This is a genomic window from Butyricicoccus sp. AM05-1, assembly GCF_003474415.1.
Lineage (GTDB): Bacteria > Bacillota > Clostridia > Oscillospirales > Butyricicoccaceae > Agathobaculum > Agathobaculum butyriciproducens.
In genome coordinates this window covers 1-14,146 of the sequence record NZ_QUDG01000016.1, presented here as the reverse complement: position 1 = coordinate 14,146, position 14,146 = coordinate 1, and the positions used below count along the sequence as shown (strand labels likewise).

Genomic DNA, 14,146 nt, shown 5'->3' with positions numbered 1-14,146 from the left:
TTCTGTCGGGAATAGCGAAAAGAGAACAGCGCAGCTTCGGGGCGAGATGCCCGTCCGCTGCGCTGTCCGATGTTCGCTTATGGGGTCATGCCAGCGGCTTTGATGTTTAGCCGTATGTCAGCCGGTCACTTCTTGCAGCGCCAGAGGAAGGTCACGATCTGCGCTCTGGTGCAATCCGCATTGGGGCTGAATGTCGTGCTGGTGGTTCCCTTGGTGATGTTCTCCTTGACCGCCCACAGTACCGCATCAGCATAGTAGGCGGTGGACTTCACATCGGCAAAGGGATTGGCTATACCCGCTGCCGGGGACTTCTCGGAACGCCACAGGAACGCGACGATCTGGGCGCGGGTGCAGGTCATGTTGGGGCTGAACGTGGTGTCGCTGGTGCCCTTGGTGATGCCGTTTTCTACCGCCCACAGCACAGCATCGTAGTAGTAACTGCCCACAGGAACGTCGGTGAAGGGCATGGTGCGGGTTTCGGGTTTGGGACTGCCAGCGGTGCGCCAGAGGAAGGTCACAGCCTGCGCACGGGTGCAGATGCCATCCGGGGAGAAATGGGTATCATCGGTTCCCTTGGTAATGCCGTTCTCCACTGCCCAATCCACAGCATCCTCATAATAGCTGCCGGTGGCTACATCCACAAACACGCCGGTCTGGGGGTTGCCGTTGGCTTTCATAAAGATGACCTCGATGGTATGGGTTCTACGGACATTCTCAAAGGTGTAGGACTTCACTGCACCAATGCTCTTGCCGTCAATCTTGACGTTGGAGATGGCATAACCCTTATCCGGGGTGATGGTGAAGGTCCGATCTCTGCCCTCACGGACGCTGACATTGCCGGAGGGAGAAATGGAGCCGCCAGCCCCGGCAGTTGCCTTGATGGTGTAGTAGCTGTAAGAATGGCCGCTGCCATTATAACGCCAGTGTGCCGTATAGATTCGGTTGCCAGTGCTGCCCGTTGGGATGGTGACGGTCATGTTGTTCTCGCCGTCAAGTCCCGTGCCGCTCCAGCCGGTGAAGGTATAGCCGGATTTGGTAGGATTCTTGAGGGTGAAAGCCTTCGTCTCGATGGTGTAGGTGTTGGGATTGCCCTCCGCAGTGCCGCCGGCCAGATTATAGGTAATCGTGTACTGGTTGACTGTCCACTGCGCCGTCAGCGTGGTTACGACCTCCGGAACGCTTTCACCGGGGGCGTACAGGTTTCCGTCGCTGCCAAGCCACTTAAAGTAGCTGCCGTTATTTCCGTCCGGGCGGGTCAGACCGTCGGACGCAGGCGCGGTAAACTTGCTGCCGTTTTTCACAATGATTTGAATAGTATCCGTGCTGCCGCCCAATTTGCCGCCGCCGAGGTCGAGGGTAACGGCTTTCAGTCCGTCAGGGCCCAGTGAGCCGGGGTTCGGGACTTCAAGGACGGGGCGGAAACCGAGGTCGACGTTCTGATACGAGGACGAGTAGTAATACCAGTGGCGGGCCGAGTAGTACCCACGAACCGCACGGAACCCACGCCCAAAGTTCGTAGTATCCTGCCCCCACGAATACACCTTATTCCGGTTTTTGATATATCCGTCGTCCTTATCCAGTACCCTGTCCCATTCGTTGCTTTGGGGCGTGCCGCGTTGGGACTCACCAGAGCCTGTATAACGACTTCCCACAGACGGCGCACGCAGCGTATAGTCCACGCCGCTGGCGGCATAGTCCTTGCCGAAAATCAGATTTGCGGTATTCAGGTCATCCCAGTTTATTTTATGTGTTACATTGTAGTCCGCAATAAACAGGCTGTGGTCATATTTTTCCCGCTGTGCATACTCCTCGGTGGTTGCCGTCTCCGATGTGAGCTTGTAGGCGTTCACCGTTCCTGCGTAGGTAAAGGGAACATAGTGCAGGGTATTATCCGGCAGAGCATCGTTCACCGTGCCGGGAATACCCATTGCCGATAGGTCAAAATAGTATCTGCCGCCGGGAGAGAGGGTGAACTGCTCGTCCGCCTGCTTTTCCACCGTCAATGCAATGTCTGTGAACTTACTGGCGTAATCGGTTTTATAATCGCCGTTATACTGCTCGTTGAATACATACAGCTTTGTATCATTGTCTAATGTTATACCCGCAGGGAGCGTAAGGCTTGCCGTTCCGCTTGCACCGCCTGTTGTACCACCCAGATGCAAAATGCGTCCGTAATGGGTGATTTCGCCGTTATCCTTGATAACAACGGAAATGTATTCATTTGTTCCTGTCTGTGCGTTGGAGTAGGAAAATGTGATTGTGTCGCCACTGACGGTTTTTTCCGTTACGGCAAAATTGCGGCTATTATCTAAAAGCGTCAATTTCCACTCGTTTCCGGTGTGTTCGGAAATCGGGGGCAGCCCTCCGTTAGGCTTTCCGCCCACGGCGGCAGATGCGAAGAGGACAGCGTTCAGATTTAGGTTAAAAGCGGGACGAACACCAAACTCATCGGAAGTATGGTACATGCCATCGTCGAGGACTTCACCGTTACCATGCACAACGGCAGCACTGGAAGATAATTTGCATGGGGAGCGCAGCCACCAATGGTACATCGCCCAATTTGTATGTTCTTTATTCACAATTCGCAGATCCTGATTTACCGCATGCGCTTCCGCTATGGAAAGCGGCCAGAATACAGCGTTATCCACCTGCGCTCCTGCTACACAGTCGGTATTCTCTCCGTTGTAGCTTCCGCTTGCAAGCGTCCGTTTCTTTACGGCAGCATTTTCTTCTGTCGTCAGCTTTGCTTCAAGCGCGTCTATTGCGGTTTTCAACTCACTCGGTGCATATTCGCTGCTATAATTAACGCTGTCAAACGCAGCTTCTCCCATAGTGCCTGCCGCAAGCAGGGTCATATCCCCCTGTGCGCCGGCAACGCCGCTTCCGTCATAGCCGATCACACGCCATGCAGCGGGATTATCTCCATGGTTTTGCCCGAAATACACGGTCGGTGCGGCCTCTGTGTTTACATTTTTATTCAGTGCGTTTGTGCCAAGCTGTATCGCCTTTCCTGTATCCGCCGCAAACGCCACGGTGGGGAGCATACACGCCGCCATGCAAAGGCAGAGCAAGATACTGAGTATTCGTTTTTTCATTGGTTTTCCTCCTCCTGTTCGTGTCGAGTGGGCTTGTCCGCCCCGTCTTTTTTCTGATTTTCTCTGATTCTGAGCCGGATACACAGCACGGTGATGACTACCGCCGCTGCAAAGCAGACAACGCCTACCAGCACATAGCCGCCTGCGTCCTCCCGCAGCAGCATCGCGCCGAACGCGCCCCATGCGGCGGTCTGTCCCGGCCCGACGACCGTGCCCGCTGTCTGCATCAGCGCCGCGCACAGCAGCATACACACTGCGGAGAGGCTTATTGCCTCGCGCCGCTGCCTCCGGCGGGTGTTTTCCCGCACCCGCTGCTTGACGAGTGCGACCCGCCTTACGGTATCGTACATTCCGCTTGAACCTCCTCTCTGGATTTTTTGAAATGCGGCTTAAAAACCCCTTCACTTATATAGGTACAAAAAATCGAAAAAACTCTCACCCAAAACGCAAAATTTTTCAAAAAAATTTGAGAGCCGCCAAAAGGCAGCTCTCAGGGAGTGGATATTCGGTTATTTCCTCCGCGATAAGCGGAATGCAGACCATCTTCCCGCCGCCACCAGCAGCACCGGCAGGGCGTAGGCGATGTACTGCGCCGCGCCGCCGTAGGCGATGAGCAGATTGTATATGGCGTGGAGGGTGATGGTCGCGCCCAGCAGCCCGCAGGTGCCCGCCACCTTCAGCCATGTCCGCCGCCATGTGTATGCAAGCCCGCCGCCCACGATCAGGCCGCAGAGGACGTGCATGGCTCCCGTGCCGAAGCCACGGAAGAAGATGAAGGAAAAGCGGTCGGCGCCGTTCTGAATGAGGTAGCAGACGTTTTCAAAGGTGGCAAAGCTCAGGGCGAGCGTGATGGCGGCGGGCTTAATTCTCTCGCTCTCCGGCTCGAACACCAGAAGATAAAACACCAGCGGCAGCAGCTTCATCGTTTCCTCCACCACCGGCGCGATCTCCGCCGTGGCGGCAAGGGCATCCGCCTGACACACCGCCGCGAGGAAGGTATTGATGTAGGCGGAGAGAAGGCATACCCCCATCCCGGCAATGCAAAACAGGAAAAAGCGGAGCTGCCGCCTGCCCATGCACAGGGCAGCCACCAGTAGGGGAGATACCATGCAGAGGAAGATGTTTTCGATGTAGGTCACGCTTCCGCCGCCTTTCTCGTGGCGGGCAGCAACCCCAGAATCGCAAGCGTCAGCAGCATATCGCACCAGAAGGTGGGGCTTGCCGGTGAGGTATCCGGCCAGAAGCAGCCCGCCGTCCAGAGCAGATATTCCGAACCGGCAAAGCACAGCACGCCTATGTGAAACCACCGCATATTCCGCGCCGCGCCCGTCTGCCCATTGGCGTATATCAGCCCCCGGATGGCGCAGTAAGAGAGAACGATCATCATGCCGCACCAGATCAGGTTGGAGAGAATATCCCCGAAAGTGCAGTAGAACGCCAGTAGCGGCACGCCGAACGCAGGCGCAAGCCACGCCCTGCGGCAGCGGAAACTGCGCTCGTCCTGACTGGTGAGCGTGGCCTGCAAAATGCGCAGGAAGATCACGCTCGCCACCCAGCCGAACTCCGAGACATAAAAGACCCGCGGCGTGGTATCGAACAGCAGCAGATACAACGTCCAGTAGAGTGCGCCCAGCGCGAAGCAGCCGTAAAAGCACAGCAGCAGAAAGTAAGCCTGCCTGCCGCTTTTCCGGTAGGCGATACCCGAAAGCAGCGCGCCGACGAACGTGACCAGCAGTTGCAGCAGGTTCTCAATCAGCTCCATGCGCATCCTCGCTTTTCCTGTCCTGCCCGTCCTCACGGCTCATCTGACGCAGCCGGAAGCACAAAACGGTCACGCACACGCCGAGTAAAAACGCCAAAAGTCCGATGACGATGTATCCCAAGGCCGCGCTGCCGCCGTACATACTTGCCGCCGTTTCAAAGCCGGAATAATCGCCTGTCTGGATTTTCGCGGCAATGCCGGGCATGGCGAAGGACGCGCCGATGAGCAGCGCAAGGCACGCCGCCACCGCGGAAGCCATGGCGAGCGTATTGCGCCGCAGCCGTTTCTCCCGCTCAATTTTAGCGATGCGCCGCTTTGCCTCCGCGACGCGCTCCTCATGACTCCGCATCTGTGATTCCCTCCCGTTCTAAGAGCCTTCGCAGGCTTTCTTTTCCACGATATACCATGTTGGTGATCTGCTTTACCGTTTTCCCCGTGACCTCCGCCGCCTGCGCGTAGCTCATGCCTTCAAAATAGGTGAGGTACAAAACCTCCCGGTAGTCCGGGTTCATTTCATCCATGCAGAAGTGCAAGACGCGGTTTCGCTCCTCCGTCCGTATGACCTCCTCCGCCAGCAGCCGCCCGTCCGGCTCGCCGGTTAGCGTATCGAGGCTGAACAGTGGCTTTCGTTTGCTCTTATGGCGCAGCGCCATATGCCGCGCCGCCTTATAGAGATACGCCTTGAAGCCGCCGTCCCGGATGCGGGGCTTTTTGGTGAACAGATAGGCGAAAACGTCCAGCATCAGCTCCTCCGCCTCGTGAACGTCGTGCAGGTAGCCGTCGATATACAGGGTCAGCGGGTCGCCGTATTTTTTCATCAGGGCATTGAGCCCTTCGTCGTCGCCGCTCAGATATTGGCGGTACAAAGCCTCGTCGCAGGTCATAGCGTTCACTTCCTTTTTGCGGCTGCTTCCAATGCAGAGATGGATCCGTCAGGTGCTTGTCCTGCCGGAATCGTGGTTATCCTGCACTACTGCATGGATAATACTCAACACGATACATTGTATACGAATATCCGAAGAAACACAAGGCGTCCGGCGAAGTGGGCAGCGAAAAGTTACGGATAGGAGCGACATTTTCTTGAAAAAGTCCTCCGAAACTGGCCAAAACACCCTGCTCGGATTGTAGTATGGGTAGAGGGGGAAATACGGGGGTACGAAGTAGTCAGCAAGCACAGCAAGCGAGTACCCGCTTGCGGATTTTGCGCTGTTCAGGTCCCTTGCCCGAACAGTCAAAATTACTTGCTGGGGCGCGGGTCTCCGGTGGAGACCTCAAAGCGTGAAACGCTTTGAAGCGCTGACCGAGCCGACAGGCGAGACCATCCCAAACACTTATGAAGAACGGAGGGCGGCGCTGACCGCCAAGCGTCAGAAGGCGCGGCGGGAGGAGCAGGACTACGCCGCCGTGCGCCGGAACGTGGAGGAGTTCCTGTCCCCGCCCCGGCAGGTGCCGGCACGGCAGAAGGATATGGAGCTGGAATGACCCCTGGGACAAACTTTTTGCCGCGATTTGCGTTTTCCCCTGGGCTTTTGTCGAAACGTCAGATGTAATGAAGATATAAACGATTTTGAAGGAGGCGAACCCCATGACAAGAGGCGAGGCATTGCCGCTCTTTTTTACTGTTCTGTCTACCATATAGTAGCCTGCGCAGCAGCCTCAATTTTACTCCGTTAAAGCAACTCTTGAAAAAGTAAAGAAAAACCGCCTATTCCAACGGAACAGACGGTTATCAGTGGTACGCCCGGTGCGATTCGAACGCATGGCCTTTGGAGTCGGAGTCCAACGCTCTATCCAGCTGAGCTACGGGCGCGAGTACATGATATAGTATACCAGTCTTTCGTGCGTTTGTAAAGCGGTTATTGCGGGGTATTTCGGTCAAATTGTGCCGAAACACCCCGATTTCCGCTTTACGCCTGCGTGGCGTCCGGCTTTTTCTTCTTTTTGCGCTTGCGGTAGCGGTCCTCTTCGGAGAAAACACAGCCGCAGTAATTCTGCATGTACAGGCCAAGCTCACGCGCCTTATCCTGTCCCTCGCGGAAGCGCGGCGAAAAGTCGCGGTGCAGATACTCGACACCGTATTTTTCGGCCATTTGTTCGCAGATCTGACGCATCAACTCGTGATTCTGGTACGGGCTGACAAACAGGGTAGAGGTAAACCGGTCGTAGCCATGCTCGGCGGCGTAGCGTGCGGTTTCCTCAAAGCGGAGCGCATAGCAGGTCGCACAGCGGTTATCCCAGTTGGGATAAACAGCTTCGATGAACTTGCGCAGGCCGTACTCGTTCTCAATCTCCAGCTTGAGATCAATGCTTTTTGCATACTCAACGAGTGTATTCTTGCGCATTTTGTACTCTTTCATCGGGTGAATGTTGGGATTGTACCAAAAACCTACCGGCTCGATGCCCTCCTGCCGCAGCGTGTCGATGCACGCAATGGAGCAGGGCGCACAGCAGATATGAAGAAGTGTTCCGGACAAAAAATCAAACCTTTCTGAAAAGTATTCTTGTTATTTTACGCCTTTTTGATCGGGTGGCGAATGACAGTTTTGCGTTTCTCCGGCGCGGTTTTGCGCGGGTCGGAGAGATAAATCTCGTGGTGCAGTCGTTCGGCGGTGAGATCGTTTGCATAGCCGTTCTGTGCGAGATACTCGTCCATCACCGCAACAGACGCAGGCTCGTCATCATAGGAGCCAACGTGCATGATCTGCACGCACAGACCTTCCTCAATCGTCAAAAACTCGGCTGAGGAGCAATCCAGCTGTTTCTTTTTTGCAGCCGTCTGTACCGCCCAGTCAAAATCCGTCTTGGTCACAAAATCCGGCAGACGAATGACGGAAATCCAGTGGAAACCGGATTTATCCGAATAATTTACACCGTCCACATTATCCTGCCGCCAGAAACCTTCCAGCGGCGGAACAACATATTCAAAGAAGCCTGCGATTTTATAATCGGTCTTATAGCTCATTTTCAGCGTGTAGGCCACGGCATACAGTACGCTGATGGCCTGCTGATATGCACCGCCGTCCTCGTTCGGGTCGCCAGTGCCGCGCACGGCAATGTAGTTCATTGGTGGCACTTCGACAAGCTGCGGCTTGCTTTTCGGCATGTAGAGTTCTCTATACTCTTTTTTGAAGTCAAACGGCATAGCGTTCTCCTTTATTTGTTCCAGTGCTTGAGGGTCGGCACAATGGCTTCCATATGGGCGCGAACCTGCTCTGCAGGCCAGCTTTCGGTTGCCATATGCGTTACGCAAACGTCAATCAGCTGCTCTTTCGTGGTGTATTTGAAGGTTCCGTCGGCATAGCACCACATGCAGTAATCCTCGTTAAAGGAGCCGTCTGGCTCTTTACTGGTGATGGAATCTTCAAGCGGCATGCCGCAGCATTGGCAGATCAGCTGCCGCGGAGAGCCGAGAAGCGTATTGATCGACACGTTAAAGAACGCGGAAAGCAGCTTGAGCGTTTCGACATTCGGCGTGGTTTCGCCCGTTTCCCAGCGGGATATCGCCTGTCGGGTGACAAAAATTTTTGCAGCCAGTTCGTCCTGTGAGAGACCTTTTTCGGTTCTGAGATGATATAAAATATCCTTTGTATTCATAATCGAACACCTCCGTGAGGTAAGTGTATCATAGGATCTTTTTCCAGACAAGCAACATGCGGTTGCGGTATCGGATAGCGCCTGTCAGCAACCTGCCGGCTTAATTATTATACCGCGTTTCCGGCCTACTTGCAAACCCTGTCGAAAACCGTTATACTGAGATTAGATTGACCCGGAATTTTGATCAAAGGAGGCATATTCCCATGAAGGATATTGCATACTATAACGGAAAAATCGGCCGCATTGACGAGGTGCAGGCGCCTATCACTGATCGCGGTTTTTACTTCGGCGACGGCGTTTACGATGCGGCGATGGTCAACAACAAGAAAATCTTCGAGCTTGAGGATCATCTGGACCGCTTTTACAACAGTCTGAAGCTGCTCCGCATTGAGCCGCCGATGCAGCGTGACGAGCTGACAAAAACGCTGAACGAGCTGGTGTCTCAGTTGGATTCGGATGCGCCGCATATGCTGTACTGGCAGTCCACCCGTGCAGTGGCACATCGCATGCACGCGTTCCCCAAGGGCGGCAAGGCCAGCCTGATGGCATTTTCTGAGCCGTGCGGACTGGACCGCCAGGATCATCCGTACAAGCTGATCTCGGTGGAGGACACCCGTTTCCTGCATTGCAACATCAAAACGCTCAACCTTATCCCGAACTGCATGGCGATGCAGCAGGCTGTTGAGGCAGGCTGTGACGAGGTTGTATTCCACCGCGGCGACCGCGTGACCGAAGGCGCACATTCCGGTCTGGCGATTCTCAAGGATGGCGTGTTCTGTACGCCTCCGGCGGATAATCTTATTCTGCCGAGTATTACGCGCAAGCATTTTCTTACGCTGTGCGACAAGCTCGGCGTGCCGACCCGCATCGCGCCGTTCACTGTGGATGAGCTGAAAAACGCGGATGAGGTGATGATCCTGTCCACCGGCACGCACTGCGTCGGTGCATGCGAGCTGGATGGCAAGCCGCTCGGCGGCAAGGATCCTGCACTGCTCGATAAGCTGCAGAAGGCGTATCAGCAGTGGTTTGACGAGAAAACCGCAAAATAATGGAGAATTGAAAAGGAATAATTGAGAATTGAGTTATCGCGCATTGCGTGTATCCGTCATTTTCCATTCTCAATTTTCAATTTGGAAAGGACAAAAGAATGCCCAACATTGTTATCATTGGCGGCGGACCGGCGGGACTGAGTGCTGCGATTTACGCGGTACGCGCCGGCATGCAGGCAACCGTTCTGTATAAGGACGGTGGTGCGCTGGCCAAAACGGACAAGATTGAGAATTATTTCGGCTTTATTGAGCCGGTTTCCGGCGCAGAGCTGCTCGAGCGCGGACAGAAGCAGGCCGAACGTCTGGGTGCAGTTTTGCGGCAGACCGAGGTGACCGGTATTGAGTATGCGGCGCAAGGCTTTACGGTTAAGACTGCGGACGGCGTGTTTGACGCGGATGCGGTCATTCTGGCAACCGGTTCGCCGCGTGCGGTGCCGAAAATCGAGGGCGTAGCTGCATTTGAGGGCCGCGGCGTCAGTTACTGTGCGATCTGCGATGCGTTTTTCTATCGCGGCAAGGACGTTGCCGTGCTCGGTCAGGGTGAGTATGCGCTCGAGGAAGCGAGGGTGCTGCTGCCGGTGGCACAGTCCGTTACGCTGCTGACGAACGGCAGCGAGGCTCCGGCGGATTTGCCGGACGGTCTGCGCGTGGAAACGCGCAAGGTCAAGGCGGTCGAGGGCGATGAACTGGTGTCGCGCGTGACGTTTGCCGAGGGAGAACCGCTGCACGTTTCCGGTGTGTTCGTCGCCTACGGCACCGCAGGCAGCGGCGATTTTGCCCGCAAGCTGGGCGCGCAGCTGGACGGCACGCGCATCAAGGCGAATGCCGACGGCTCGACGGCTGTGCCCGGCCTGTTTGCGGCGGGTGACTGCACCGGCGGTCTGCTGCAGGTGGCAAAGGCCGTCGCAGACGGCGCTGAGGCTGCAATGAGCGCGGTGAAGTTCGTGAGAAAGTGAAGAAAGCACCGCATACCTCGGTATGCGGTGCTTTTTTATGCGGTTTTGACCGGGGCATTAGCCCTCGTAATCATCCTCATTCTCCCAGTTGTGCCAAACTGCCTGCACATCGTCGTTATCCTCGAGGTTGTCGAGCAGCTTGCGCATCTGCGCCATATCCTCTTCCTTTTCGAGGGTGATGTAGTTCTGCGGAACCATCTGCGGCTCAGCCTGTGCGAAGGTGTAGCCTTCCTTCTCGAGTGCCTCACGAACGGTGGAGAAATCATCCGGAGCGGTGTAGATTTCAAAAACGCCTTCCTCAACGAGGAAATCCTCAGCGCCTGCATCGAGCGCCTGCATCATAACAGCGTCCTCGTCCAGACCTTCGCTCTCCATAATGATAACGCCCTTCTTATCGAACTGCCAGGATACGCAGCCGGAAGCGCCCAGACCTGCGCCGTACTTGTCGAACAGGTGACGAACGTCCGCAACGGTGCGGTTCTTGTTGTCCGTCAGGGTCTCAACAACGACTGCAACGCCGCCTACGCCGTAGCCTTCATAGTTGTTTGCCTCATAATCGACCTGACCGTTTGCGCCGGAGTACTTATCGAGCGTGCGCTTGATGTTATCGTTCGGCATATTGTTGGCCTTGGCCTTTGCAATGCAGTCGCGCAGACGAGCATTGAAATCCGGATTAGCGGAGCCGCCTTCCTTGATTGCGATTGCCATTTCACGGCCGATTTTGGTGAAAATCTTTGCTTTTTTTGCATCGTTTGCGCCCTTGCGCTTTGCGATGTTATTCCACTTGGAATGTCCCGACATGGTGAGTGTCCTTCTTTCTTTTATATCATCTAAAATATTAACTGTATAACACGCAGAACAATTTTAACAGGTTTTTCGCTATTCTGCAAGTCCTGCGAGTATATTTTTCGCGTTTGCGGTGCAGAATAGCATTGCAAACGAAACGAGGTGAGCCAAATGAGCAAGCAGAACAAGAACCGAAACCAGCAGGGTCAGCAGAATCAGCAGCAGAATCAGAGCCAGCAGAATCAGAAAAACGATCAGCAGAACGGCTGATATTTTTTCCTGAGCCGATGGGTGTGCCTGTCGGCTTTACTTATTTTTATCTATTTGCTGAAGATTTCGGAATGGGTGCAGTCAGGACGGCTGGGAGGTCCGCCGCACCTGCGGCGGCGGGCACAAGGGTGGACACCAAGGTTTCCGCCCTTGTGAATCCCGTTTCCTTTATTTCTTAGTCTGGCGCAGATCAGAGAGCAGCGACCGCTCCGAAATAGGGGAACGGCAGAGGATTTTTACTTCCGTATCTTTCTCAACCTGTTCGCAGTGTCAGATTCCTTACTGCTGTACATACCGGCTGCTCTACGCAGGCGCAACACAAGGTGAATTGCCCGAAGGGCAAGAGAAGGTCCCCGGGGGGATAACAATGTTGCGCAACTCGTTCGTCTGGTGGCTGCGGACGGCATCTGCGGATTTAAGGCAATACCGCTTTTAATTCTCAATTTGCTTTATTTCCCGAGGTTTTCATCCCGGTATTTCTGAATCGCTGCCAGAAACTCCTTGCCGTACCGCCTTGCTTTTGCGTCGCCTACGCCGCGGACGGACAGCAGATCGAACTCGCTTGACGGCTGTTTTGCAGCCATATCAGCGAGCGTTGCGTTGGAAAAGATAACGTACGGCGGCACGCCTGCGCGTGCTGCAAGGCGGGTTCGTACATCGCGGAGCGCATCGAACAGCTTTTCATCCACATCTTCCGCAAGAGCCGCGTACTGTTTGGCTGCTGCCGGCTTTTTCTCCTTGGGCAGCTTGACGCGGAATTCACCGCGTCCGCGCATGAGCGCGTTACCGGTGCGGGTGAGCGCGAGCACGTTCATGCGGTCCGGGTCGGCGATGAGGTGTCCGCGCTCGAGCAGCATGTCGATCAGCCGACGGACATACACGGCGGTGCTGTCCGGCATGATATTATAGGTGGAAAGTGTATCCAGATGGAACTGCGAGATTTTTTCGTTCTTACTGCCGGTCAGAATGGCCGAAACGACGGTTTTGCCGAACGCACGGCCGCGTTCATCCAGCCGGTACACACACGAGAGGATTTTGCGCGCGTCCATGGTTGCGTCCACTTCCTCGAAATTGGTGTCGCAGCTGCTGCAGTGTCCGCACGATATCGGCGAATTTTCACCGAAATAGCGCAGAATGTAATGCCGCAGGCACTCGGTCGTGGTGCAGTAGAACGTCATCTGCCGCAGGCGTTCGCGGTCGCGCGCGATGAGCTGCTGACGGGTTGCCTCGTCAATGGTTTCGTCCTCGGCTTCGTGGCTACGCTCAATCAGAAACTCGGCCATACGCACATCTTGTCCGCTATATAATAGAATACAGTCGGCAGGCTGACCGTCTCGACCGGCACGGCCGGCTTCCTGATAGTAGCTCTCCATATTTTTCGGCATGTTATAATGAATGACAAACGACACGTTGGACTTGTCAATACCCATGCCGAATGCGTTGGTAGCGACCATAATGGTCTTGCGGTCGTACAGAAAATCGTCTTGATTCTTGCGGCGCTCGTCAGGATCGAGGCCCGCGTGATAGCGGGTAGCGGGCAGGCCGCGGCTGAGCAGCAGATCGCAGATCTCCTCCACGTTTTTGCGGGTGGAGCAGTAGACGATGCCGCTTTTATCCTTGCGCTCATTCAGCAGCTGCAGCAGCTTCATGCCCTTGGAGGTCGGCTGTTCGACAGCAAAATACAGATTTGGACGGTCAAAACCGGTGGTCTTGATGAAGGGTTCGTGCAGACCGAGTGCCTGCACAATGTCGTCACGCACCTCAGCCGTTGCGGTTGCCGTAAACGCGGAAACGAGCGGCCGCTCGGGCAGTTCGGCGAGAAAGTCGAGGATTTTGAGGTAGCTTGGACGAAAATCCTGTCCCCATTGAGAAATACAGTGCGCTTCATCGACTGTGACCATCGAAATCGGTACGCGCTTGGCAAATTCGAGAAACGAGGGAGCGGTCAGGCGTTCCGGCGCAACATACAGCAGCTTGTACTGTCCTCGTCCGGCGAAGTACAGTGCATCGCGGAATTCCTCCGCACTCATCGCACTGTTGATGCACGCGGCAGGAACGCCTGCTTCCACAAGCGCACCGACCTGATCCTTCATCAGCGAAATGAGCGGAGAAATGACCAGCGTCAGGCCGGGAAACAGCATGGCGGGCACCTGATAGCAGATGGACTTGCCCGCACCGGTCGGCATAATGCCGAGCGTATCCCGGCCGGAAAGGATGGCGCGAACCAACTCATCCTGTCCCGGGCGGAACGAATCGTAGCCGAAATATTGTTTGAGAATGTCCTGTGCGGTCATGGTCTGCTCCTTACATATAATAGTAGATATAATTGCCGGCGACTTTCCGGTATTTTACGCAGCAAGTCGAAATACGACCAGCCTTGTGCAGCGGCGGAAATCATGGTCAGGCAGTTCTGCGTTGGCGGTAAATTGTCGTCGTATCGCGCTGCATCGTCAGGCCGCTGCCTGACAACGTACACGCCGGTGAACTGTTCGATCGGGTGTTCGGCTTTATTATAGTATCGTGCAATTATCTTATCACGTTTTTAGAAAAATCACAATAGTTTGAAAAAAGTGCTTGACATTCGCTGTCGGATTTGGTATTCTATTAAAGCTGTCTCTCAGAGACAGGCGCAAA

At 55.1% G+C, this 14,146-nt stretch carries 14 protein-coding genes and 1 tRNA gene; 3 read left to right on the top strand and 12 right to left on the bottom strand.

Annotation, left to right across the window (positions count from 1 at the left end; translation table 11 throughout):
• Positions 1-125 precede the first annotated feature (125 nt).
• The 6 genes from DW088_RS14645 to DW088_RS14620 all read right to left on the bottom strand — a co-directional run bounded on the left by DW088_RS14645 (position 126) and on the right by DW088_RS14620 (position 5,741).
• On the bottom strand, positions 126-3,095 hold the full coding sequence (locus tag DW088_RS14645; RefSeq protein ID WP_118361690.1) for an S-layer homology domain-containing protein: 2,970 nt from the start codon (positions 3,093-3,095) through the stop codon (positions 126-128).
• A complete protein-coding gene (locus tag DW088_RS14640) occupies positions 3,092-3,445 on the bottom strand; it encodes a glycosyltransferase (protein WP_118361688.1) in 354 nt (117 codons plus the stop codon). Before DW088_RS14640 ends, DW088_RS14645 begins: the two co-directional genes overlap by 4 nt.
• 159 nt (positions 3,446-3,604) lie before the next feature.
• Positions 3,605-4,300: a PrsW family glutamic-type intramembrane protease gene (locus DW088_RS14635; RefSeq protein WP_279217345.1), complete on the bottom strand. Its 696-nt coding sequence runs from the start codon at positions 4,298-4,300 to the stop codon at positions 3,605-3,607.
• On the bottom strand, positions 4,231-4,857 hold the full coding sequence (locus DW088_RS16475; protein ID WP_243029983.1) for a histidine kinase: 627 nt from the start codon (positions 4,855-4,857) through the stop codon (positions 4,231-4,233). Before DW088_RS16475 ends, DW088_RS14635 begins: the two co-directional genes overlap by 70 nt.
• Entirely contained in the window at positions 4,844-5,206 is a 363-nt protein-coding gene (locus tag DW088_RS14625; RefSeq protein ID WP_118361686.1) for a DUF4179 domain-containing protein, read from the bottom strand. The genes DW088_RS16475 and DW088_RS14625 overlap by 14 nt, the downstream gene beginning before the upstream one ends.
• Positions 5,193-5,741 carry an RNA polymerase sigma factor gene (locus DW088_RS14620; protein WP_118361684.1) on the bottom strand — a complete coding sequence of 183 codons (549 nt, stop codon included), beginning with the start codon at positions 5,739-5,741 and terminating at the stop codon, positions 5,193-5,195. The genes DW088_RS14625 and DW088_RS14620 overlap by 14 nt, the downstream gene beginning before the upstream one ends.
• A gap of 394 nt (positions 5,742-6,135) precedes the next feature.
• On the opposite strand from DW088_RS14620, the gene DW088_RS14615 reads away from it, so the two are divergent.
• Positions 6,136-6,339: a hypothetical protein gene (locus DW088_RS14615; RefSeq protein ID WP_118361682.1), complete on the top strand. Its 204-nt coding sequence runs from the start codon at positions 6,136-6,138 to the stop codon at positions 6,337-6,339.
• Between the two features lie 251 nt (positions 6,340-6,590).
• Here DW088_RS14615 and DW088_RS14610 read toward each other — a convergent pair.
• The 4 genes from DW088_RS14610 to DW088_RS14595 form a co-directional block, all read right to left on the bottom strand.
• Positions 6,591-6,667 (bottom strand) — tRNA-Arg (locus DW088_RS14610).
• Positions 6,668-6,764: 97 nt separating this feature from the next.
• A complete protein-coding gene (locus DW088_RS14605) occupies positions 6,765-7,331 on the bottom strand; it encodes an epoxyqueuosine reductase QueH (RefSeq protein WP_118361680.1) in 567 nt (188 codons plus the stop codon).
• Positions 7,332-7,366: 35 nt separating this feature from the next.
• A complete protein-coding gene (locus DW088_RS14600) occupies positions 7,367-7,999 on the bottom strand; it encodes a GyrI-like domain-containing protein (protein ID WP_118361678.1) in 633 nt (210 codons plus the stop codon).
• An 11-nt stretch (positions 8,000-8,010) separates the two neighbouring features.
• On the bottom strand, positions 8,011-8,451 hold the full coding sequence (locus tag DW088_RS14595) for a zinc ribbon domain-containing protein (protein WP_118361676.1): 441 nt from the start codon (positions 8,449-8,451) through the stop codon (positions 8,011-8,013).
• A 203-nt stretch (positions 8,452-8,654) separates the two neighbouring features.
• On the opposite strand from DW088_RS14595, the gene DW088_RS14590 reads away from it, so the two are divergent.
• Positions 8,655-9,500, top strand: a complete 846-nt coding sequence (locus DW088_RS14590) for an aminotransferase class IV (RefSeq protein WP_118361674.1) — start codon at positions 8,655-8,657, stop codon at positions 9,498-9,500.
• Between the two features lie 98 nt (positions 9,501-9,598).
• Complete coding sequence (locus tag DW088_RS14585) at positions 9,599-10,456, top strand: NAD(P)/FAD-dependent oxidoreductase (RefSeq protein WP_118361672.1); 858 nt, start codon at positions 9,599-9,601, stop codon at positions 10,454-10,456.
• A 57-nt stretch (positions 10,457-10,513) separates the two neighbouring features.
• On the opposite strand, the gene DW088_RS14580 is transcribed toward DW088_RS14585, so the two are convergent.
• Together DW088_RS14580 and recQ are read right to left on the bottom strand one after the other, a co-directional pair.
• Entirely contained in the window at positions 10,514-11,257 is a 744-nt protein-coding gene (locus DW088_RS14580; RefSeq protein WP_118361670.1) for a YebC/PmpR family DNA-binding transcriptional regulator, read from the bottom strand.
• A gap of 704 nt (positions 11,258-11,961) precedes the next feature.
• The gene (recQ, locus tag DW088_RS14575) at positions 11,962-13,806 is read right to left on the bottom strand and encodes a DNA helicase RecQ (protein ID WP_118361668.1); all 1,845 of its coding nucleotides are present in this window, start codon (positions 13,804-13,806) and stop codon (positions 11,962-11,964) included.
• Between the last annotated feature and the right edge of the window lie 340 nt (positions 13,807-14,146).